Annotated in this window: 21 protein-coding genes and 3 pseudogenes; 11 read left to right on the forward strand and 13 right to left on the reverse strand. The window is 59.4% G+C overall.

The features are described 5' to 3' along the window. Positions 1-98: 98 nt before the first annotated feature. Complete coding sequence (locus BLL42_RS24280; RefSeq protein WP_071554903.1) at positions 99-1,805, reverse strand: amidase; 1,707 nt, start codon at positions 1,803-1,805, stop codon at positions 99-101. Positions 1,806-2,263: 458 nt separating this feature from the next. Between BLL42_RS24280 and BLL42_RS24285 the strand changes: the two genes are divergently transcribed. After that, positions 2,264-3,175: a LysR family transcriptional regulator gene (locus BLL42_RS24285; RefSeq protein ID WP_071554905.1), complete on the forward strand. Its 912-nt coding sequence runs from the start codon at positions 2,264-2,266 to the stop codon at positions 3,173-3,175. A 22-nt stretch (positions 3,176-3,197) separates the two neighbouring features. On the opposite strand, the gene argE is transcribed toward BLL42_RS24285, so the two are convergent. The 5 genes and pseudogenes from argE to BLL42_RS24310 form a co-directional block, all read right to left on the reverse strand. Next, positions 3,198-4,346, reverse strand: a complete 1,149-nt coding sequence (gene argE, locus BLL42_RS24290) for an acetylornithine deacetylase (protein ID WP_071554907.1) — start codon at positions 4,344-4,346, stop codon at positions 3,198-3,200. Beyond that, entirely contained in the window at positions 4,343-5,020 is a 678-nt protein-coding gene (locus BLL42_RS24295; RefSeq protein WP_071554909.1) for a DUF1028 domain-containing protein, read from the reverse strand. The genes argE and BLL42_RS24295 overlap by 4 nt, the downstream gene beginning before the upstream one ends. A gap of 28 nt (positions 5,021-5,048) precedes the next feature. Next, positions 5,049-5,465, reverse strand: a complete 417-nt coding sequence (locus BLL42_RS24300) for a RidA family protein (protein ID WP_071554911.1) — start codon at positions 5,463-5,465, stop codon at positions 5,049-5,051. A gap of 51 nt (positions 5,466-5,516) precedes the next feature. After that, a pseudogene (locus BLL42_RS24305) lies at positions 5,517-6,826 on the reverse strand (flavin-containing monooxygenase). A 457-nt stretch (positions 6,827-7,283) separates the two neighbouring features. After that, positions 7,284-7,667, reverse strand: a complete 384-nt coding sequence (locus tag BLL42_RS24310) for a hypothetical protein (protein ID WP_408004009.1) — start codon at positions 7,665-7,667, stop codon at positions 7,284-7,286. Positions 7,668-7,724: 57 nt separating this feature from the next. Between BLL42_RS24310 and BLL42_RS24315 the strand changes: the two genes are divergently transcribed. Both BLL42_RS24315 and BLL42_RS24320 read left to right on the forward strand, forming a co-directional pair. After that, on the forward strand, positions 7,725-8,252 hold the full coding sequence (locus tag BLL42_RS24315; protein ID WP_071554915.1) for a DUF3087 domain-containing protein: 528 nt from the start codon (positions 7,725-7,727) through the stop codon (positions 8,250-8,252). A gap of 5 nt (positions 8,253-8,257) precedes the next feature. Next, on the forward strand, positions 8,258-8,938 hold the full coding sequence (locus tag BLL42_RS24320) for a GNAT family N-acetyltransferase (RefSeq protein ID WP_071555845.1): 681 nt from the start codon (positions 8,258-8,260) through the stop codon (positions 8,936-8,938). A gap of 230 nt (positions 8,939-9,168) precedes the next feature. On the opposite strand, the gene BLL42_RS24325 is transcribed toward BLL42_RS24320, so the two are convergent. Next, a complete protein-coding gene (locus BLL42_RS24325; RefSeq protein ID WP_071554916.1) occupies positions 9,169-10,056 on the reverse strand; it encodes a LysR substrate-binding domain-containing protein in 888 nt (295 codons plus the stop codon). Positions 10,057-10,198: 142 nt separating this feature from the next. Then, complete coding sequence (locus BLL42_RS24330; protein ID WP_071554918.1) at positions 10,199-11,140, reverse strand: class I SAM-dependent methyltransferase; 942 nt, start codon at positions 11,138-11,140, stop codon at positions 10,199-10,201. A 197-nt stretch (positions 11,141-11,337) separates the two neighbouring features. Here BLL42_RS24330 and BLL42_RS24335 point away from each other — a divergent pair, with 197 nt between their 5' ends. Both BLL42_RS24335 and BLL42_RS24340 read left to right on the forward strand, forming a co-directional pair. Then, the gene (locus tag BLL42_RS24335; RefSeq protein WP_071554920.1) at positions 11,338-11,898 is read left to right on the forward strand and encodes a cytochrome b; all 561 of its coding nucleotides are present in this window, start codon (positions 11,338-11,340) and stop codon (positions 11,896-11,898) included. Between the two features lie 25 nt (positions 11,899-11,923). Further along, positions 11,924-12,496 carry a YceI family protein gene (locus BLL42_RS24340; RefSeq protein WP_071554922.1) on the forward strand — a complete coding sequence of 191 codons (573 nt, stop codon included), beginning with the start codon at positions 11,924-11,926 and terminating at the stop codon, positions 12,494-12,496. A 43-nt stretch (positions 12,497-12,539) separates the two neighbouring features. On the opposite strand, the gene BLL42_RS24345 is transcribed toward BLL42_RS24340, so the two are convergent. Beyond that, entirely contained in the window at positions 12,540-13,025 is a 486-nt protein-coding gene (locus BLL42_RS24345) for an adenosine-specific kinase (protein ID WP_071554924.1), read from the reverse strand. A gap of 166 nt (positions 13,026-13,191) precedes the next feature. Here BLL42_RS24345 and BLL42_RS24350 point away from each other — a divergent pair, with 166 nt between their 5' ends. Beyond that, on the forward strand, positions 13,192-13,572 hold the full coding sequence (locus BLL42_RS24350) for a RidA family protein (protein ID WP_071554926.1): 381 nt from the start codon (positions 13,192-13,194) through the stop codon (positions 13,570-13,572). A 54-nt stretch (positions 13,573-13,626) separates the two neighbouring features. Here the strand turns inward: BLL42_RS24350 and BLL42_RS24355 are convergent, their stop codons facing one another. After that, on the reverse strand, positions 13,627-14,328 hold the full coding sequence (locus tag BLL42_RS24355; protein WP_071554928.1) for a murein L,D-transpeptidase catalytic domain family protein: 702 nt from the start codon (positions 14,326-14,328) through the stop codon (positions 13,627-13,629). Between the two features lie 144 nt (positions 14,329-14,472). Here BLL42_RS24355 and BLL42_RS24360 point away from each other — a divergent pair, with 144 nt between their 5' ends. Beyond that, positions 14,473-16,044, forward strand: coding sequence for a L,D-transpeptidase family protein (locus BLL42_RS24360; RefSeq protein WP_071554930.1), 1,572 nt, complete (start codon positions 14,473-14,475; stop codon positions 16,042-16,044). Positions 16,045-16,079: 35 nt separating this feature from the next. Beyond that, entirely contained in the window at positions 16,080-16,643 is a 564-nt protein-coding gene (thpR, locus tag BLL42_RS24365; RefSeq protein WP_071554932.1) for an RNA 2',3'-cyclic phosphodiesterase, read from the forward strand. Here the strand turns inward: thpR and BLL42_RS24370 are convergent. Then, a complete protein-coding gene (locus BLL42_RS24370; protein WP_071554934.1) occupies positions 16,632-17,423 on the reverse strand; it encodes a glycosyltransferase family protein in 792 nt (263 codons plus the stop codon). The genes thpR and BLL42_RS24370 overlap by 12 nt on opposite strands. Before the next feature lie 294 nt (positions 17,424-17,717). Here BLL42_RS24370 and BLL42_RS24375 point away from each other — a divergent pair, with 294 nt between their 5' ends. Further along, a complete protein-coding gene (locus BLL42_RS24375; RefSeq protein WP_071554936.1) occupies positions 17,718-18,719 on the forward strand; it encodes an acyltransferase family protein in 1,002 nt (333 codons plus the stop codon). Between the two features lie 86 nt (positions 18,720-18,805). Here the strand turns inward: BLL42_RS24375 and gudD are convergent. After that, a pseudogene (gene gudD, locus BLL42_RS29820) lies at positions 18,806-18,982 on the reverse strand (glucarate dehydratase); the annotation flags it as partial. 57 nt (positions 18,983-19,039) lie between these two features. Here gudD and BLL42_RS24380 point away from each other — a divergent pair. Then, positions 19,040-19,342: pseudogene (locus BLL42_RS24380) on the forward strand (FadR/GntR family transcriptional regulator); the annotation flags it as partial. A 25-nt stretch (positions 19,343-19,367) separates the two neighbouring features. Here BLL42_RS24380 and BLL42_RS24385 read toward each other — a convergent pair. Further along, positions 19,368-20,357: a LysR family transcriptional regulator gene (locus BLL42_RS24385; protein ID WP_167368549.1), complete on the reverse strand. Its 990-nt coding sequence runs from the start codon at positions 20,355-20,357 to the stop codon at positions 19,368-19,370. 105 nt (positions 20,358-20,462) lie between these two features. On the opposite strand from BLL42_RS24385, the gene BLL42_RS24390 reads away from it, so the two are divergent. Continuing rightward, a complete protein-coding gene (locus BLL42_RS24390; RefSeq protein WP_071554940.1) occupies positions 20,463-21,632 on the forward strand; it encodes a M20 aminoacylase family protein in 1,170 nt (389 codons plus the stop codon). The last annotated feature ends 79 nt before the right edge of the window (positions 21,633-21,711 follow it).

Raw genomic sequence — 21,711 nt, forward strand, 5'->3', positions numbered from 1 at the left:
GAATTCATCCCCTTGGTAAAAATGGATTTGAGGAAAGACCACGATTTCAACGGTTTTTGAAATCGTGGTCTTTCCCGGTATTTCTGTCCCGGTATTTCCTACTTGCGCAACGCCGGAGTCCGCGGCGGAATCATCCGCTTCGTCCCGGTCGCCTCAAACGCCGAAGCCAGTCGCAGCAACGTCGAATCGTCATACGCACGACCGGCAAAGGTCAGCCCGACGGGCATGCCGATGTCCGGCATGACGCCCATCGGTACGGTGACGGTGGGCACGCCGAGGTGGCGGATGGCGAGGTTGCCGTTGGCGACCCAGATGCCGTTGCTCCAGGCGATGTCTGCAGACGTCGGGTCGACATCGGCATTCGCCGGGCCGACGTCGGCGACGGTCGGGAATAGCACGGCATCGAGGCCGAGCCGGTCCATCCAGTCTTCAAGGTCGATTTTACGGGTCTGTTCAAGCCCTCGCAGTCCGTCGGGCACGGTGGTGATCTGGTCCCACGGGGTAATGCCGCGCTCGGCCATTCGCACATACTCGTCCATGCCCGCGGCAAGGTCGCCTTCGCGGTTCGGCAGGGTTCCCGGGTCGTGCGGGAAGATCAGCGGTCCGTCGACGTCGACCAGACGATTCAACTTCGGATCGCCGTTGGCCTGCAGGAAGTCATCGAACGCCCACGCTGTCAGGTCCCACAGTTCATGGTGGAGGAACTCTTTGGAGACGATGCCGCGATTGAACACGGTCGGCGCACCGGGACGATCACCTTCGCAATGAGAGACCAGCGGGAAGTCGACGTCGATCACGTCGGCGCCAGCGGCTTCGAGTGCCTGGCGAGCCTGCTCCCAGAGCCCGATCACCGAGGCACGGGTGTTGATTCGTTGCCCCGTCGGGCCACCGATACCTGGCGCTTCAGACGTGCCCGCTTCGGGGTCGGCGTTGATGTACATCCGGGGAATGCCGAAGCGCTTTCCGGCGAGTGCATCGGGATTCGCGGCAAGCGCCAAATAGGAGGAGGGACGCACCGAAGCGACGCTCGGGATCGGCACCCAGGGTTGCATCCGCCACAAATCGCCGCGTGTGTCGGGATCCTCGGCCACTACCACGTCGAGCACTTCGAGCAGGTCGGCCATGGTTCTGGCAAACGGCACGACAACGTCCATCGTCGGCGTCAACGGCCAGTTGCCGCGCACCGAGATCACCCCGCGTGACGGCGTGTAGGCGCACAGCCCATTGTTCGAGGCAGGGCCGCGTCCGCTCGACCAGGTTTCTTCTGCCAGGCCGAAAGCCGCGAAACTGGCGGCGGTGGCGGTACCGGCGCCGTTCGATGAGCCGGAGGCGAAAGGGGCGGTGAGGTAGTCAGCGTTGTACGGGCTTTCTGCACGGCCGTAGACCCCGCGCTGCATACCGCCGTTGGCCATGGGCGGCATGTTGGTCTTGCCCAGGCAGATGGCGCCGGCGGCGCGCAGCCGTTCGATGGTGAACGCATCGCGACAGGCCATCAGGTTGGCGAAGGCGGGACTTCCGGAAGCGGCGGTCAGCCCCTTCACCAGATAACTGTCCTTGGCCGTGTAGGGAATGCCGTCGAGCGGCCCCAGCGTCTCGCCTTTGGCCCGACGGGCATCGGACGCCTGCGCCTCGTTCAGCGCCTCAGGGTTTCGCACCACCACCGCGTTAAGGGCGGTGGGCGTGTCGGGGCCGTCGTAGGCATCGATTCGGGCGAGATAGGCCTGCACCAGTTCAACCGCCGTCGTCTGGCCCGATTCGAGCGCAGCCCGTAGTTGGGCAATGGAAACCTCGGTGACCTCGATCATGCTGCTCTCTCAAAATGGGTGTTCATAAGGGTTCTCGTGGCACTGTATGACGCGACAGTGTCTGGGCTTTCAACCTGAACATTCTATTGAACACCCAGCCAAAAAGAGCAGAAAAAAACCGCAACACCGTTCGGGATTTTTACTCTTCGGGTGGCACGTATCCAATCGTGTGTTTTTCGATAAGCGGGGCGCTGGGTGTTGTGGCGGTGACCATGACGGACTCCAAGGCAAAGTGAGTACGTGGACGTACTTCAGTGAGCGCCGCGCGAGCGACGCTTTTCTTGTTGGAGTGATCATGTGCAATGCATTGGGACAGATAAATGAGTAAGTTTGTTGCTTCAAACCTTAAAAAATAGATGCCCGCGGTTTTTCCTCCTCCGGTATGTTCAGTCTTGATCGTGCGTCCAGAAAACACCCGTTGGTGTTGGGGCTCGATCCGCTATTTTCTGGAGGTCCGCATGGCCGCTTACAACCTGCGACAGCTCAGGTATTTTGTCACCACCGCCGATTGCGGCAGTGTGGCTGAAGCCTCTCGCAAGCTCTATATCGCCCAACCGTCGGTTTCGACCGCCATCAAACACCTGGAAGACAGCTTTGGCGTTCAGCTGTTTATTCGGCATCACGCGCAGGGTGTTTCACTGACGCCGAGCGGGTCGCGTTTTTACCGCAAAGCGCTTGAGCTGCTGCGGGTGGCTCGCGAGTTTGAGCAGAATGCGCTGGCGGACAATGACATGGTGGCAGGGCAGGTCGATATTGGTTGTTTTGAAACGGTGGCGCCACTGTACCTGCCACGGTTGATCGCCGGTTTCAAAGAGCGCTGGCCGGGTGTGGAGATCCGTATTCGCGATGGCGAGCAACAGGAGTTGGTGCAGGCGCTGACCGCCGGCAGTATTGATCTGGCGATACTGTTCGAACACGATCTGGACAGCACGATTGAGACGGTACCGCTGATGCCGCCCCGGCAGCCCTATGCCTTGCTGCCGGCGGACCACCGTTTTGCGCAACAGGCGAAAGTGTCGCTGCAGGAGCTGGTGCTGGAGCCGATGATTTTGCTGGACGTGGTGCCGAGCCGGACCTACTTCGTGAGCATTTTTGAAGCGCTCGGGCTGACGCCGCACATTGTGTTCAGCTCGCCTTCGATTGAGATGGTGCGCGGGATGGTGGGGCGCGGTTTTGGTTTTTCGATTCTGGTGACCAAGCCGTTTTCGGAATACACCTATGACGGGCAAAAAGTCGTGTGTGTGCCGCTGGCTGAAACGGTGACGGGCTCGGGTTTATCCGCGGCGTGGTTGCGTCGGACGCAACTGACCAAGCCGGTGCAGCTGTTCGTGGATTATTGCCAGGAAGAACTGGCCCGACTGCATACCTGAGCGTCGGGCCAATCATCGCGACTCAGCAGATCGATGACAGCATTCGTTGCAGCATGGCGTCGCAGCCCTTCAATTGTTCGAGGCTGACAAACTCGTCCGGTTTATGGCCCTGATCCATGCTGCCGGGGCCACAGACCACTGTTGAAATACCCGCCGCGTCAAACAGCCCGCCCTCGGTGCCGAACGCTACCGTACCGAACTCCCGAGAGCCGGAAAATGCCGCGATCAACTCAGCGGCTTCGCTGTGCGCATCGGTCGCCAAACCGGGATACGCCGACAACTCACTGAAGCGGATGTCGCTCTGATCGCTCACGGCGCGCATGCGGGGCAATACCTGCTGCTCGGCGTAGGTCTTCAGTTCCTGCGCCACCACGCTTGGATCGTGTGAGGGCAGGGCGCGGATTTCAAAGTCGAAGCGGCAATCGGCCGGGACGATGTTCAAGGCCTTGCCACCGGATATGACGCCGGTTTGCACCGTGCTGAACGGCGGATCGAAGCGGGCGTCGTGATGCTCTGGCGCTTTGAGCCGGTTGCCGATCCGGCCCAGTTCACCGATCAGTTCGGCGGCGTATTCAATCGCGTTGACCCCGAGTGGGGCGTACGCCGAGTGGCAGGCTTCACCGTGAATGTCGCAACGCATCGCCAGTTTGCCCTTGTGACCCAGCACCGGTTTGAGCTCGGTTGGTTCGCCAATGATGCAGAGCATCGGTTTGACCGGTCGCTGTTCGAGGGCTTTAAGCAGCGAGCGGACCCCAAGGCAGCCGACTTCCTCATCGTAGGACAGCGCGATATGCACCGGCAGCCGTAGCGGGGCTTTTACCAGAGACGGGACCAGGGCGAGGACACAGGCGATGTAGCCTTTCATGTCCGCAGTGCCGCGACCGTAGAGCTTGCCGTCGCGCTCGGTGAGCTGGAACGGCGTAACGCTCCACGGTTGGCCGTCGACGGGCACCACATCGGTGTGCCCCGACAGCACGATACCCGGCCGATCCGCCGGGCCGATGGTCGCGAACAGGTTGGCCTTGTTGCGCTGCTCGTTGTAGACCCGTTCGCACGGCACACCGAAGTGTGCGAGGTAGTCGCCGACGAACTCGATGAGGTGCAGGTTTGATTCGCGGCTCGTGGTGTCAAACGCTACCAGTTGCTCGAGCAAATCGACACTGTTGCTCATCGGTCGTCTCCAGCGACACCGTAGCCAGGCGACTTGTCGGGCGCCAGGGCGCGGTCGATGTAATCCTGAACCTGTGGCCGATAGGCGTCCCACAACGTTTCCAATTGACCGATCGGATCGTGATCGGCCCAATCAACCCGCAGGTTGATAATCGGCCAGGTCAATTCGCCGACCACGACAACCGCCGCAGAGTGCACGGGCCCGGCTTCGCCGCCCGCCGCCACAGCCGCTTTCAGCGCCGCGAGCAAGCGGTCGGCCAGTTGACCTTCGCCCTGTTCGAACGCTTTGACCATGGCCTCGATTACTGCACGGCCCGCCAGCATGTTGCCGGCGGCCACGCATTGCTCGCCCGACACGGCGTTATGGGTGCCCAGGGTTTGTGCACCGCTGAAGTGTGCGGTTTGGCCGAGGTGGTCAATCGCGGTGATCTGTCGATACTGGCTATAGCCGTTGCGAGTCAACACCTTGTCGAATGCCTCGACGGGCGCAAGGCCTTGTTCCATGAGGGCGAGGACTTCCGGGCCGAGTGACGGCAAGGTGATGTTTTGCGTCGAGACGGCACCCACACCTGGCAGCAGCCATGGGCAACGTGCGCCGACGGCGATGCTCGATGAACTGATCGCAATGCCGAACTGACCGGTTTCGGGGCAACGGGCGGCGATGGAAAAGGTCATGTCTTGGCTCCTTGTTTATTCGGGCTGTTTATTCTGGTATGACCGCAATCACATCAATTTCCATCAGCCACTGCGGCTGCCCCAGTGCCGAGACCACCAGGCCGGTGGAGATCGGAAACACCCCTTTGAGCCACTTGCCGACTTCCTGATAGACCGGCTCGCGATACCGCGGATCGATCAGGTAGGTGGTGGTTTTCACGATGTGGCTGAGGTCGCTGCCGGCTTCTTCCAGCAATTGTTTGACGTTGCGCATGGCTTGCTCGGTTTGCGCGCGAGCGTCACCCAGACCCACCAGGTTGCCTTCAAAATCGGTGCCGACCTGACCGCGAACATAAACGGTGTTGCCGGCCCGGACTGCCTGACACAGGTCATTGTCCAGGCTCTGGTTCGGGTAGGTTTCTTTGGTGTTGAACATGCGAATACGGGTATGGGTTGGCGTGGACATTTCAAACTCCTGAAAAATCGGCCCGGCGCTGTTCAAGCGCCGGCTTGGGTATCAAGCGCTGACGGGTGTCTTATGGGCGGCCGGGACGGTTTCAGCCTGGCGTTGCGCGGTATCCCGGTAGTCGAGGTACGAACGCTGGATGGCGATGTGGTCGGCCACATATTTGGCGTCGTGCCAAACACCCCAAATGAACGACGAGCCGCGACGCGACTGCCACGGCAGGCCGAGGAAATACACACCAGGCTCGCTCGAAACGCCGCGCTGGTGCTGCGGTTTACCGTTGTCGTCGAAGGCGTCGACCTTCAGCCAGCTGTAATCGGTGGCAAACCCGGTGGCCCAGATGATCGAGGTCACGCCGGCCTTGGCCAGGTCGAGCTCAAGAATCGGATGGGTCACACACTCCGGATCCGCGAAGGTATGGCGGGCTTCAGGTTCTTCCGGCAGGTCCAGGCCATTGCGCTCGATATAGGCGTCAGCCGCATTGAGCAGGGCCAGATAGTTCTCATCGCCGCGCGCCAGGTTGTCGGCAAGATTCGGTTGGAAGGTCGCCACGGCGCCCTTGAACGATTGCGTCAGCCCCACCAGTGTCATCCCGCGATGGGCAAGCCCGCGGAAGTCCACCGTACGGCCGCCATGCGCACCGCTCACGGCGATGGTGACGTGTTCGCGGCCTGGCTTCATGGCCGCTTGATCCCATTCGCCGAGCACGCCCAGCCACCAGCAGAAATCACGACCGCGATAGGCGCGAGGAGGGCGATCGTGCGCGCCAACCGAGAGGTAAACCTGCTTGCCGGCACGCTGCAATTCATCGGCGATCTGCACCCCCGACGACCCGGCGCCGACGACCAGAACAGCGCCCTCGGGCAGTTGCGCCGGATTGCGGTAGTCGGCCGAGTGAATCTGCAGGAACGGCTGGTCTTTTGGAGCAATCGGCGGGATGACCGGACGCTGGAAAGGCCCGGTGGCGGCCACCACGCGGTTGGCCTCGATCACGCCTTCAGAGGTTTCAATGGTGAAACCCGGGCGGCCCACATTGCGTTCAACTTTCTTCACGTCCACACCGGTGCGGATGGGGGCGTTGAATTTCTTGGCATAGGCTTCGAAGTAGTCGGCTACCCGCTCTTTCGGGGCAAAGCCATCAGGGCTGAGATCGTCGAATTCAAGACCGGGGAAACGGTCGTGCCAGACCGGACCATTGGCCACCAACGAATCCCAGCGTCCGGTGCGCCAGCGCTCGGCGATACGATTGCGCTCCAGCACCAGGTGCGGCACCCCGAGTTTGCTCAGGTGTTCACTCATGGCCACCCCGCCTGACCGGCGCCGACAATCAGCGTGTCTGTTTTTATTTTTTCAATGGTCATCTCTATGCCCTTCGAAGTTGGATTAGGGTCGGTTACGACCTGCCATTTCTTGGGCTCAAGACTAGGGATCACCCCGGTATCGGTAAAATATTATTAAGCTGGCATTTGAGTATAAATAACTGATGCAGAGCGTTTACGGGGGCCTCACGTCGGGCCGTGATGCTGTTCGGCGGACCCGCTGGCGTCAACCATATCCGTGAGGTTAGAGACCAGATTAAATCGGAGTTTTTTGAGATCGATATGGTGCTGCCTCAAGCGCTCAGATGAACAAGAGGGTGGTTTCTTACCGCCCTCGACTCTAGTTGAACTTAGTCGATTGGGCGCTTCACTGTCGTTCCAATTTCTTTAGCTTTAGCCTTATAGGACGGGTCATTTAACTTGTGCGGTGAGGTTCAAGACGGTATCGACATTGATCGGGTAGACGCCTCGATTCGGGGGGCGTTGCGTTTCTATTGATTCAGGTCGCTCTGAAGTTCCAGACAATCTCTACAATCCTGAACGCCATCACCACATAAAGCAGGCAAAGCACTATTTGCAGGCTCAGGTGGTAGCGTGTTTTGGCAAGTTTTCTCAGGCCATCGCACATGTTCAGCAGCATCAGTATGACCGCCAGTGCAATCAGGCCCCAGCCCGCGATCCAGTAGCCAAACAGGCCGAGAAACAGCGGCGACACGGTGTGAAGTGCGTCGGTGCCCGCGGCCAGCAGCAGGGCACACATCAGCAGATTTCTGAGGTTGTCGAAGACTTCCTTGCTGAAACCCTGATCCAGTAAACGGCCAAACTTCGTCAGTAGCGCGCATGGTGAGGCGTCCTGTTCATTAAACGTGTCTGTGCCGGGCACTACGGGCGATAATGCCGCGCAATCCTGTAATCAACTTAGCAAAAGAGCGCTGCCGTGATGTTCGAGATCAAGCCGTGGAACCCCGAAACCTATCGACAGCAGACGCGCCGCAGCACCGTGATCATCGCCGTGACGTTCATTCTGCTGGCGATGACGCTGTCCGGCCTGGCCGTCATGCTGTTCGGCGAACCCGGTGGCGACAACTTTCGCTTCAACCTGGGCGGTGTCATTGCCGCCGTCATCGTTAGCGCGGCGCTGATGAAAATCAAATGCTGGTCGCAGCCGTGGATGGCGGCGGCAGTGTACGGGTGGCAACTCAAGCGTAGCCTGATGAGCGTCACCAACGTCATGCATCGAGTCACCGATGCGGTGCAGGCCGGCGACCCGAGCGCGATGAAGCTGCTGCGCTTTTATCACCTGGGGCTCACGCAAATGCACCAGCTGGACGGCAACACCAGCAGCCTCAGCCAAATGATTCGCGAGATCGATCAGCACAAGGCGAGCATGGAAGCGCTGGGGATCGAGACTGAGCAGAGTCAGTTGAATCCTGAATGGCTGGCGGCGGTGAAGGCGAAGGAGGCATGAGTTCGATGTTCACGATTACCCATTTTGAAACCCCGTGCTCCGAGCACATCAATGACCAGATTCTCCAGATGGTCGTCGACTATCTGACCGATATCAGCACGGTGGCGATTGCGCCGAGCAACCTCCTGTTCAACGTGTATCAATATGCAATCGGCTACGAGGTTCATCTCTATCTGCAAGCGCTCGGCGGGTCTAAAGGGATTGCCGTCGAATTGATCGTAGCGATGGATGATGAGGATCCTTCGAAGGTCATCGGCTTTTTGCTGTATCTGCCGGTCAAGGGCGATCCCGAGGCGTGCGGTGTGGCCTATATGGCGGTGCACGCCAGCCATCGGCGCCGGGGCGTCGCCCGTGCGATGGTGCAAGAGATGGTCGGTCGATACCCGCATGGCGAGCTGACATGCGCCGTTGGCAAGGTGGCCTGTTTCGAAGCGCTGGGGTTTCAGGTGCTGGGTGCGCGGGGTCCGCAGGTGTTGATGAATACTCGTGACCGCAGCACTGACGGCTTGATGGGTGTGCTGGATACCGCGCCGATCTACAGCTCGACAGAAGTGCGGCAGATCCATACGTATCTGCTGCAAAGACACGGGAAGAGGGCGATGCTCGATGCCGAAAAACAGCGTGACCGGCATCTCGACCAGATGACGGCCAAAGCCAGGGCGTTTGTGCAGGAGCGACTTGGGTAGGCGGCGGTGCAAGCTACCCGGCCTGATGCCAGTCAGTTAAGAGAATGCACCGCACTTCGATGCAAACCGGAGACTTTCGGCGCATGCAGGATCGCCAGGATCGCAGCCTGCGGCAGCTCCTACGGATTTTCGTACGGATTTGACTGGTCGGGGTAGGAGCTGCCGCAGGCTGCGATCTTTTGGGGGGCAATCAACCCTCCAGATTTCGATCCCTGTCTGATTTTTGCGCGTCAGGACACCGATTGCTGAGCAAACCATTCCAATATGGCGGGTCGGGCCGGATGCAGGGCGCTGGTGGGTTGTAGCCACAAGGTGTAGGCACCAGAGGTTTTCAAGGCGGGGCCGAAGGGAATGATCAAATCACCGCGGTTGATCAATTCTTGCGCGAGCGTTCGGTCGGTCATGGCAATGCCCAGGCCTCGGGCGGCGGCATCAAGGGCCAGTTCGTCCAGATTGAAGGTGATGTGTTTGCAGTCTTTGGGCAGTTCCAGGTTTTGTGCTTTCAACCAGGCTGTCCATTCCTGTTGACCCGTTGAACCATGGATCAGCGGGTACCCGCAGAGCTCGTCCACTGCTGCCGGTGGTGGTTTTCCATTGACTGAAGCCGGCGCGCAGACGGGTACCAGAAACTCTTCGAACAGGACGTGGTAGGCCTGATCGGCTGGCGGCGTTTGCAGGTAGAGGATGCAGGCATCGCACTCTCCGGAGGGGTCAACGCGTTCGGTGGCGACGGTTTCTATCGACAGGGCCAGGTCGGGGTTGCGTGCATAAAAGTCGGTCAGCCGAGGCAGCAACCAATGCACGGCGAGCGACACGTGGATGCGTATGCGAAAGGGTGTGGCCCGGGGCGCCAGGCGTTTTTCGAGGGCCTGCAATTCGCCGATCATCCTGAGCGTGGTTTCAAGGACTTCCTTGCCCTCGGCGGTCAGCGTGACGCTTCGACTGTTGCGAACCAAAAGCGCTACGCCGTAGTGATTCTCCAGTTGTTGAATTTTTCGGCTGACCGCGCTTTGGGTCAGGCATAACGTTGCTGCCGCTTCAGTGAAGTTGCTTGATTCAGCCACTTCGGCAAATGCTTGAAGGGCCTGCAATGAGGGCACGCGAAAGATTTTATCCATGTGAAAACAGAATAGATGAATGCGTGGGTAACGTTGGGTTGCGCATCGAGATTCCCATGGATTCTGGTTCTGGCGGTCGGACTGAACGCATGTGCCCATGCTAATTGTTCATGGACACAGCGTTCAACAAGGTCCGTAGCGGCTAATCAGCCAGTCTGAACACCAGCGCTTTCAGGCCGCTTTCGGCATCGATATCGGGAAATTCCGGTGGGTTTTCCAGGCGTTGTTCGAAACGCAGGCTCGGGGCTTCGCGGGTAACGCCGTCGATGAGAAAGTCCGAGCCCAGGGCCGGGTCATTCATGCAGGCCAGTACGACGCCATGGCTGCTGAGCAGTTCCGGCAGGCGGCGTAATACGCGCTGGTAGTCCTTGGTCAGTAGAAAGCTGCCTTTCTGGAAAGAGGGCGGGTCGATGATCACCAGGTCGTAAGGGCCACTGTTGATGACCTTGCCCCAGGACTTGAACAGGTCATGGCCGAGAAAGCTCACCTTGCTCACGTCGTGTCCATTCAGTCGATGATTGTCGCGCCCGCGGCTCAGGGCCCCGCGGGACATGTCCAGGTTGACCACATGCTCCGCGCCGCCCTCGATGGCGGCGACTGAAAACCCGCAGGTATAGGCGAACAGGTTCAAGACGCGTTTGCCGTAAGCATTGGCGCGCACCCAATTACGGCCGTAGCGCATGTCGAGAAACAGGCCGCTGTTCTGCTTCTTGCCCAGGTCCACGCGATAACGCAGTCCGCCCTCGGTGATCGTCCATTCCTCGATCGTTTCCCCCAGCAACCACTCTGTGGTGCTTTGCGGCAGGTAGCGGTGTTGCAGCAGTAGCGTATGCGCGGCGGACTTTTCCCACGCAGGCGATTGCGTGATCTCCATCAGCAGTTGCTTCAATGCCTCCAGTTGCGCCGGGTCAGGTTCCTTGAACAGCGAGACCAGTACCACGCCCTGCATCCAGTCAACGGTCAGTTGTTCCAGCCCCGGCCAGCATCGGCCCCGGCCATGGAACACGCGGCGGGTTTCTTCGGGTACAGCGGCCAGAGCCGTCAGTAAAGAGTGGCGGAGGGTGGCGAGGGCGTCAGGGTTCATCGGGCAGGGCCGGCAATGTGAAGGGGCGGCATTTTAACCACAATTGTGGCGCCAGGGGTTCTGCGAGGCAAAAGGGGATTTCGCAGGCAAGCCGCCGTCAAAGCATTTGCACAAGCACAGGTCCAGATCAACAATGTACCGGCAGTCAGGCAGCGAGGTTTTCACCCGGTCATGTCGTCAGTCGATACGGAGCGCTCATGAATGATCGTTACACCCGCACGGCGATTTGCCTGCACTGGCTCATAGCCCTCGGGCTGATCGGCACCTTCGCGCTCGGCTACTACATGCCTGAGCTTGCGCTTTCACCGACCAAGCTGAAGCTGTACTCATGGCACAAGTGGGCCGGGGTGACCTTGTTTTTCCTGGTGCTGATACGGCTCGGCTGGCGCCTGAGCCATCCCGTTCCACCTTTGCCGCCGACAGTGCCGGCCGCGATGAGGTTCGCATCCCATGTTTCGCATGGGGTGATGTACGCACTGATGCTCGCGATTCCGCTCAGCGGCTGGCTGATGAGCTCGGCAAAAGGCTTTCAGACGGCATGGTTGGGTGTCTTGCCGCTGCCGGACCTGCTGCCCAAGGATGCGTTGTTGGGCGACCGTCTCAGCGATGTGCACAAGGTCCTCAACTACACGTTGCTGGTGCTGGTGATCGTCCATACGTGCGCGGCGCTCAAGCACCACTTCATTGATCGCGACGACGTGCTGACGCGCATACTGCCGTTAAAGCGCCAGCCTGACCCACGGCATCTCAAACCATGAAGCAGACCACTGACCGGATAATCCCATGGCCCGTCGATTTCCACGCTCCGTCATCTTGGCTGCAGTCCTTGCATTCGGTATCACGGCAGCTGCCCAGGCCGTCGAATACAAGCGTGTGAACGCGAGCGCCAGCCAGATCAGCTTCACCTATAACCAGATGGGGGCAAGGGTGTACGGCACGTTCGGCAAGTTCGAGGCCACCATCGATTTCAACTCGGCGAACCCCTCGGCGGCCCGCGCCGCACTGACCATCCAGCTCGATAGCATCGATGCCGGTAACAGCGATGCCAACAGTGAGTTGCAAAAGGCCGCCTGGTTCAACACGGCGGCCTATCCGGAGGCAAAGTTTGTATCGAGCAGCGTGACGGCGCTCGGCAACAATCGCTACGAGGTCACTGGCACGCTCACGCTCAAGGGCATTACCCGCGAGGTCGGTGCACAAATCACTTTGAAACCGCAGAGCGCCATCGGCGTATTCGATGGCGAGTTCATTCTCAAACGCGGCGACTTCAAGATCGGTGAGGGCGAATGGGCCGATTACGGGGTTATCTCCAACGAGATCAACATCAAGTTTCGAGTGGTTGCCCCCGAGCAGTGATGCAAGCCGCTTCATCCATAAAAAACGGTTTGAAGTTTTCAACTCACTGCTTGTAACCGATCTGTCGTAACAGGTTCTTGCGCCACCGGATGTCTTCGTCGCCTTCAATGCCCTTGGCACAGAAGCCATCCACCACGCCAAGGATCGCTCGCCCCTGATCCGTTTCAGCGAGAATCACTTCGGTCGGGTTGGCAGTTGCGCAAAAGATATGACACACCTCTGGCACCATTTTGAGGGTGTTCAACACGTTCAGCGGATAGAAACCGTCGCCGAGAAAAATGATGAAGCTATGGCCGGCGGCAATGGCTTGCGCATTTTTTTGGGCCAGTTCGATCATCGCGGTGTCGGTGCCTGACCACCGCACCAGGCATTTGCCGGAGGCTTCGCAAAAGGCCACGCCAAACGTGATACCTGGCACGGCATTGACCAGGGCTTCGTGAATGTCTTCGACGGACTTGATGAAGTGCGCCTGACCAAAAATGAAGTTTGTCGCTTCCGGTTTATCGATGTTCAACGTGATGAGTTGCATCTCAAACGTCTCCTGTCGCGAGGGTGCTGCCAGCGTCTGGCAACAGACCAAGCATAGCTACTCATTGGACAGGGTTGCGTCCATTGATTGCTCCCGGACGATGGGGCTGTACACTGGCCGCGGCCTACACGACTGCCCCTTTACCCCCTCAAGCAAGAGATCCCCCATGGCAAACCACGACCTCACCTTCCTCCCCGACCCTGACCTGGAATCCATCTCCTCTGACGTCGCCGGTTTTGGCGGCCTGCTGGTCTCCACTCAGATCCCTACCCGCGTCGACGGCAGCCTGGAACTGGGCGGCATTGTTGAGCAGAGCGAGTGCACTCTGCAGGCGCTCAAGGTAGCGCTGGAGCGTGCCGGCAGTTCCATGGACCGGGTCCTGCATCTGACCATCTACCTCACCGACATGGCCGACCGCGCCGCCTTCAACGAGGTCTACCAGCGCTTCTTCGCCAAGCCCTGGCCGGTTCGCGCCGCCGTTGGTGTAGCCGCCCTGGCGGTCGAAGGCATGCGCGTGGAAGTCACTGCGATGGCGGCCAAGGGCTGAGTCCGCGGGGATTATCCCGTGAGCTTACCCCGTGAGCTTATCCGGCGGCCCCGCTCAGCGAGCGGCGGTCACCGGGTGTGGCCGGCAGTTGAGGTAGGCCGAGGATTTCAGCCAGTGCTGGTCGGGATACCAGGAAAACATGAACTGGCCGTCTTTGAGTGTATCGATCACCTGTCGCGCCACTTGCGGCCGCACTGCCGGGCAACCCTGGCTGCGGCCGATGCGGCCCTGGCGTTCACTCCATAAGGGATTCACGTAGTCGGCCGCGTGAATCACGATGTCGCGATCACGTGCGCGGTCATTGAAGCCCGGCTCCAGACCGTCCATGCGCAGTGAGTAGCCGTGGCTGCCCTGATAGCTTTCCTGGGTGCGAAACAGCCCCAGGCTGGACTGATAGCTACCGACGCGATTGGAGAACTGCGTCGCGAAATTTTCCCCGGATTTTTGCCCGTGGGCGACCAGGTCGCGTAGTACCAGGGACTTTTTGCGCAGATCGAAAATCCACAGACGACGTGCCGTGGACGGTTGCGAATAGTCGATAACGGCCAGGCGTTCGGCGTGTCTGGCGCCACTGTTGATGGCGCATTGCATGGCGTTCAGGGCACTTTGTAGCGCGTGGGGATTGAGTTCCGGAGCGGCGTGCGCGAGGCTGTTATACAACGCTTGATTGTTGTGGGTACTGGCAGCGAGCGCCGGACTGCAAATCGCGCACAGAGTCGTTGCTGCCAAACAGAGTCGGCGCACAAAGGTCAGCATGCGTAGAGAGTCCCCTTGTTATTGTTGGCTCCCGACGTCCTGTCATTTCCCCGGCAGGCCTGTTTATACGCTGGCCTTATTGCTTGCCGCACCGACTGCAGAGGTTGACCGTCTACGTGACGGCCATGGAGTGGAGTAAAGCAGTTGATCAAAAAGTACGCATGTTACGTGAGCCTTTTCCTGCTCGCTGCGCCATTGGTCGCGACGGCCCAGAACGAGCGGGCTGATCACGACAGTCCGTTGCAATTGGCGCTTACTCAATTGCCGGTCGATTGCCCGCGCCTGGCCGCGCACGTGAGCGCGCCAGCGCAAATGCTGTTGCAGGCTTTTTATCAGCAGCAAAATGACGTCCTGCTCTGGTCTGCCAACGGACGCTTGTCGGCATTGCAGGCGCAGTTGCAGCAGTTGGCCGATGACGGCCTCGACCCCAGCCGTTACAGCCTGCCCACGGGCGGTACCGAGGGGGATGCGCTGTGTGCCGACATCGGCATCAGTCAGCGTTACCTGCAAGCCTTGCAGGACCTGCGTTACGGCCGCTTGCTGCAATCTCGTTTCGAGCCGCTGTGGCATGCGCAGGCGATGCAGCGCGATCGCCCCGCCGAGGTGCTGGCCATTGCCGGGCCGGGTCTGCAAGACATGGCGACGGCGTTTCAGCTGGCCCGTCCAAGCCTTGAGCAATACCAGAGCTTGCGCCGTGTCTATGCCCGGCAGCGTCAGCAGCCGTTGCCCCATTGGCAGGCGCTCGCCAGTGGGCCCCTGTTACAACCCGGCGTACAGGATGCGCGAGTCCCTGAGCTGGCGAAGCGACTGTTCAGCGAGGGCTATCTGGCCAGCGTTTCCGCGGGTGGCGGCACGGTCTACAACAAGGCGCTGGTGAGCGCGGTGAAAAACTTCCAGCTGAGCCATTCGCTGCAAGCGGATGGTGTGCTGGGGGCGGGCACCTTGAACGAGCTGAACGTCAGCCCGGCGGTGCGGCGTGAGCAGTTGCGCATCAACCTCGAACGTTTTCGCTGGCTGGCGCAGGATCTGGAACCCAATGGCTTGCTGGTCAATGTTGCCGCGGCAACATTGACCGTCTATCAGGGCGGTGTGCCGGTCTGGCACACACGCACTCAGGTGGGGCGTGCCGAGCGGCAGACCCCGCTGCTGAAGTCGTCGGTCACGCGCCTGACCCTGAACCCGACCTGGACAGTGCCACCGACCATCATGCGTGAAGACAAACTGCCGGAAATTCGCCGGGATCAGGCGTTCCTGAGTCAACAGAACCTGCAGGTGCTGGACAGCGACGGCCATCCGTTGGCGGTGGACGAGATCGACTGGGATAATCCCGGCAATATCCTCTTGCGCCAGGACGCCGGACCGAAGAATCCGCTGGGGCAAATGGCGATCCGCTTTCCCAACCCGTTCTCCGTGTACCTGCACGACACCCCCAGCCAGGCGCTTTTCCAAAAGGCGCCGCGCGCGTTCAGTTCAGGCTGTGTGCGGGTCGAGCAAGCGATGCAGTTGCGCGATCTGTTGTTGAGCCCGGCTGAGCGTCTGCGGACCAATGAGTTGTTGGCGACAGGGCTAACCCACGAATTCAGGCTCGCTACGCCGGTGCCGATTCTGCTCGGTTACTGGACCGTGCAAGCCGACAGGCAAGGCCAGTTGCTCTATGCCCCGGATATTTATGGGCGTGATGCCGCATTGTCGGCCGCGCTGGGCGGCAAGTCCTGAGCGTTACTCTTACCTTCAGTCGGGAGGTACACGGCATGAGCAATGGACCTCGTGAGCAGGGCGAGCCCTTCAAGCGGTTGTTTTTCGCGCTGCCCTGCGCCACGGCACAACGTCGAGCGATAGCTCAATGGCGAAACGCTCTGGGGCTCAATAGCGGACGCCCGGTGCCAGCGGAAAACTTCCATCTGACGCTGATGTTTCTGGGGTCTGTGGCGGTGGCGCAGATTCCGGGTATCTGTGCTGCCGCCGCGCAAGTACGAACGCCCGGCGAGCCGTTGACGGTTGCTCTCGACCGTCTGGATGCATGGCGCCGCGCCGGTGTTTTGTTGCTCGCGCCTGCGCAGACGCCGCTGCCTTTGCGTCAGCTGGTGTATGCCTTGCAACAGGCGATGCTGGCGCTTGGGTTTGAGGACGCTCCCCGGGAATATCGTCCTCACTTGACCTTGATGCGGGACTTTCGAGAGCCTGTCCCTGAATCTGACACTCCGCCAGACTTTCATCTTAACGCCCGTCACTTCGCCCTGTTCGAATCGCATAAAGGTCGCTATCGCTCACTGGCCGAATGGCCTCTGGTGCCAATGACGGGGTCAGGACAGTAGAGGGCTCTCTCTGGTCAGTTGGTTGTACATTTTCACCCTTCGATGGCTGTGCGCATAACCGCCCATCGCTGAAACCGTCCCGCTTTGTATATGGTCCAGGTAACGGAACATCGTGCGTGGCGAAATAAAGCCGATCGTGTAGTTCAGCGCAGCCATTCGGTCTTGCAGTTCGTAGCCCGGATTGCGCCCATCCATTTGAAAGTGCAGCCCGTGTTTTTTAATCAGGCGCGCATTCCACAGGGTACAGAAGCTCTTTAAATGAACTTCTTTGAATGGTTTCGGCGCCCGTGCATTCAGCCCCAAGGCCAGCAAACTACGCCGCGCGTAGTGCTTGAAAAACCGTGATATCAGGCGCCAGGTCGATCGCGCCACACCGCGATTCAACTGTTCCAGGCAGCCAACCGCCGCCACTTCTTGCGGGCCCGTGCACTGGCTGATCATCAGGCTGAAAATAGCCGGGTTGTAAATGAACGTATCGGTGTGCAACAAAAACACGTACTCGGTTTCAATGTGCTCCAGGGCAAGATCCAAGGCCCGACCGTGAGCGATATTCCCGGCTTCAGGGGCGATACTTTTACGCTCGATCAGGTTGATCCAGTCGAGCGTGCGCAGGTAGTCGCTGCTCGCATCGTTCGAATAGTTATCCACCACAAACACCGGCACGCCAGCCTTCTGCACACCTTCGCGCAGCAGTTCCAGGCAGGTCCTGGTCAGTTCCAGCGATTTATAGTTAACCAACACAATGCTGTAGTTTGCCGGGGTCGAAAGTGGGCGCTTCATACGTTATTGAGCCTCGAATGCTGAGTGCTTTGATGGCCGATAAACGGGCTTGTCGATGCCGTTATCACGTTGGCCACTGCCTGAACTTCAGGCGTGCGCTCATCCTAGAGAGGTCAATCTTTCGGCCTGTTCTCGGGCGGATAAATTTTTTGACAGGGTTGTTTCTGATTCCGATGCGCAGGGAGGCGGGGAAGCGAGGGGGCAGAAAGTTCATGCACAGCGAAAAAGCCTGTTCTCCGGGCGTAAAGCATCGTAATTTACGCGCCATAACTACAAGGACTTTTAGGGGTTTAAGTGGGAGCGTATCGTCTGCTGTTGGCCGTTCTGGTGGCCGTTTCTCATATGGGCAAGACGTTCGCGGGGCTAAACCCCGGTGTGGTTGCCGTGATTTCCTTCCTGATTATCAGCGGTTTCGTGATGACCTCGCTGATCGAGCGCAACTACAAGGCGCCGGAGAACATCGGCCTGTTCTACATGGACAGGGCCTTGAGGCTCTACCCCCAGTTCCTGTTCTACTTCTTTGTCTCCTGCGCGGTGATCTATTTCCTCCTGCCCGGCACGCCTCAAGCCGCCGAGTTGACGCTCAGGAACATCGCCGTGAGTCTACCTATCGTACCCCTTGGCTTTTATATGTTCGGGGCTGCCGGGTCGGAGATCTTGCCGCCGGCCTGGTCGCTCGGGCTTGAGATGTGTTTTTACCTGGCGATCCCTTTCCTGATCATCTACAAGGCTCGGGGCGTTGCGTTTGTCCTGTCTGTTGCCGTTTTCATGGCCGCGTGTCTTGGCTACATCAACGCCGACCTGTACGGCTATCGGCTATTGCCCGGCGTCCTGTTCATGTTCCTGTGCGGCAGCTACCTGTACAAACCACAGGCGAAGGGTCTAACGATCGCTGCCGGCACCGCCCTGGCGGCAGCCTTGATATTTGTGGCCATCATGGCGGGATTGATAGAGCGCCGGCCATTCAATGCGGAGGTGACCGCCGGTATAGCGTTAGGCGTGCCCGCCGTTTACCTGCTGACAAAGCTCAAGTTTCACCGGGTTGACGAATTCCTCGGGAACATCAGCTACGGCGTGTTCCTGAATCACTTTGTGGTGATGTACTTCCTGCGCGCCTTTTGGCCAGTCGCCTACGATGGGTACATCGTTGCAACAGTACTGACCCTGTCGTTCCTGTTGAGCGGAGTTTCGTACTACGGCGTTGAGCGGCCGGTTCTGAAGCTTCGTCATGCGCTTCGCGCCGGCGTGAATAATCAAGCTGATCCACGTGGCCCGGCGCGAAGCGCGCATGGATGACGACACCTACCGCCTGATGTTGGCCGGCATGGAAATGAATCTGTCCTCACTTGCTTCAAGGCATCACTCTGCGTAACAGCCGGGACTCAGCGCACCAGGCAGGGCTTTTTGTTATCGAACTTCCAGCCGGGAATCATGAACTGCATGGCCACGCTGTCGTCGCGCGCGCCGAGGCCCATGCCTTTGTAGCGCTCGTGGGCCTTGGCGACGGCGTCCATGTCGATGTCTACGCCCAGGCCATGTTTGGTCGGAACCTTGACGTATCGGCCAGCGGAATGTCCACCGATTGCAGCTGGATCGGCGTGGGAACATTTGCCCTGAATTCGTTGGCCAATAACGACAGCAGCGTTGAGCCCGACGTGCGTTTTCATCGGCTGATTGCAGAAGCTACCGGGAATTCGTACTTCACCGATATCCTCTATCACCTCGGTAACTCGGTCATACCTCGCACGCGAATCAATGCGCAGGAACGGGGTGACACCGATCTGATGAAGCTGGGCCAATCCGCCAACCTGGAACACGAAGCGATCTTCAATGCGATTCGCCGGCAGGACCCCGACGCGGCCAGAGCGGCCATGCTGCTTCATTTGAGCAATAGCCTGGAGCGTATGGCGGTTGAGTGAGGCAACGATATCGCCCCATCCCGCCTCAAACCAACAATCGCAGCGTTTCAAACAGCTGCCGATCTTCCTTCTTCGCCGAACGGGCGTGGCGCCGAATAACCTGTAGCAGGCAGTCGGTAAAACACAGCGCCGGATTGCTCAGCGAGCCGTTGCGGCGAGTGACGATGCTCAGCTGTCTCGGTTCGAACTGCTCGGTCAGGTTCAGGGAAACCAACCGGCCGAGGAAGGGCGAGGCAGTGCTCAGGATGGTCGGGCCCCAAGTGCACATGTCGGCCCGTTCGAGCATCATTTGCAGAATCGCCAGTGAATGGGCCCGGATGATTCGTTTTTCATCTATTTGCGCACTGTGCTTCCAGAACAGTTCCTGCATCAGCGCATCGTGACCGTCTGGCGCGTAGTTCAGGGTCCAGTCCTGGTCGAGCAATTCGTGGATCGACTGGGCGTTCTGTCGCGGATGACCCTGGCGAACCAGCACCGAGGTCTGGTAATCGAGCAGGGTTTCGCAGGAAAATTCCGGGGTTGCTTGAGCCGGGTGAAGCTGACCGATGGCGAAATCCATGCTGCCGTCGCGCAGCAGCGGCTGGGCAACCGCCATCAGGCTTTCGAACAATTCCAGGTGGATGTCCGGCATGCGCGCCCGAAAGGCCAATACCACTTCGGGCAAGAAGGTTAGCGCGACCCATGGCGTGACCCCGACGCAGAGTCGCCCTTGGGCCTTGCCGCGCAGGTGATCAAGTTCGGTCTGCGCATGTTCCAGTTGCTTGAGCACCAGCCTGGCGTGCGTCAGCAGCACCTTGCCGTATTCGGTGAAGTTCAGCCCGCTGGGGGTTCTGACGAACAGCGGTAACTGTTGTTCGGTTTCCAGCTCGCGCAAGGCTTTGGTCACGGCGGCCTGGGACATGTCCAGCGAGCGTGCAGCGGCGCGGATGCTGCCGGTCTCGGCGCTGGCAATCAGGGCCTGTAATTGATGCAGTTTCATCTGCTTACCTTGGCGACAACTATTGGTTGTCATCATAACCAAACTGAGCCTCCCCAGCCTACGGCCCATTCCTTAAGATCGACCCAACAGCGCCCGGGTTGAGTGGCGGGCAGTTGAATCATCTTATCGAGGAGTACACCCATGGATGCTCGCCATATCCTGCCGGGAATAGCGGCGCAACAGGACGAAATGATCGCCCTGCGTCAGCGTATTCACGCGCACCCGGAGCTTGGGTTTGAAGAGTTCACCACCAGCGAGCTGGTCGCGCAGTGTTTGACGCAGTGGGGGTATGAAGTCAGCAAAGGCGTGGGCAAGACCGGCGTGGTCGGGACCCTGAAAAATGGCCAAGGGCGGTCCCTTGGACTGCGTGCTGACATGGATGCGCTGCCGATTCAGGAAGCCACCGGGTTGCCTTATGCCAGCCGGATCGACGGCGTGATGCATGCCTGCGGCCATGACGGTCACACGGCAACCTTGCTGGCGGCGGCTAAATACCTGGCGCAAACGCGGGATTTCAACGGCACGCTGAATCTGGTTTTCCAGCCGGCCGAAGAAGGGCTGGGCGGCGCCAGGAAGATGCTCGAGGATGGGCTGTTCGAACGTTTTCCGTGCGATGCGATATTTGCCATGCACAACATTCCGGGCTATCCCACCGGGCAGCTGGGGTTTTACAGCGGTCCGTTCATGGCCTCTGCCGATACCGTCACGATCAAAATCATCGGCACCGGTGGCCATGGCGCGGTGCCGCATAAGGCGGTCGACCCGGTGGTGGTCTGCGCGTCGATCGTGATGGCCTTGCAAAGCATTGTCTCGCGTAACGTCAATCCGCAAGAAGCGGCGATCATCACGGTGGGTTCCATTCATGCCGGGAACGTTTCGAATGTGATTCCCGCGTCCGCCGAAATGATCCTGAGCGTACGAGCATTGACGCCTGAGGTTCGCCAGTTGCTCGAACGCAGAATTACCGAGCTGGTAAACGGACAGGCTACGAGTTTCGGTGCACAAGCCGAAATCGATTATTTCCACTGCCATCCGGTGTTGATCAACGATCCGGAGCAAACCGCGTTCGCCCGTCAGGTCGCACAGGAGTGGTTGGGAGAAGGGCAACTGATCGAAGACCTGCGGCCCTTCACCGCCAGCGAGGACTTCGCGTTCATTCTGGAAAAATGCCCGGGCAGTTATCTGGTGATTGGCAATGGCCAGGGCGATGGCAGCTGCTTGCTGCACAATCCCGGTTACGACTTCAATGATGCCTGCCTGCCAATCGGCGCGAGCTATTGGGTGAAGTTGGCCGAGGGTTTTCTGCGTTGAGGCGCACGGTTTTTGAACATCAATGTTTTCGAGCATCACGGTTGTAAAAAACGGTCGGTCACCCGACTCGGCGAACCCC

It is taken from the genome of Pseudomonas frederiksbergensis, assembly GCF_001874645.1.
Taxonomy (GTDB): Bacteria; Pseudomonadota; Gammaproteobacteria; order Pseudomonadales; family Pseudomonadaceae; genus Aquipseudomonas; species Aquipseudomonas frederiksbergensis_B.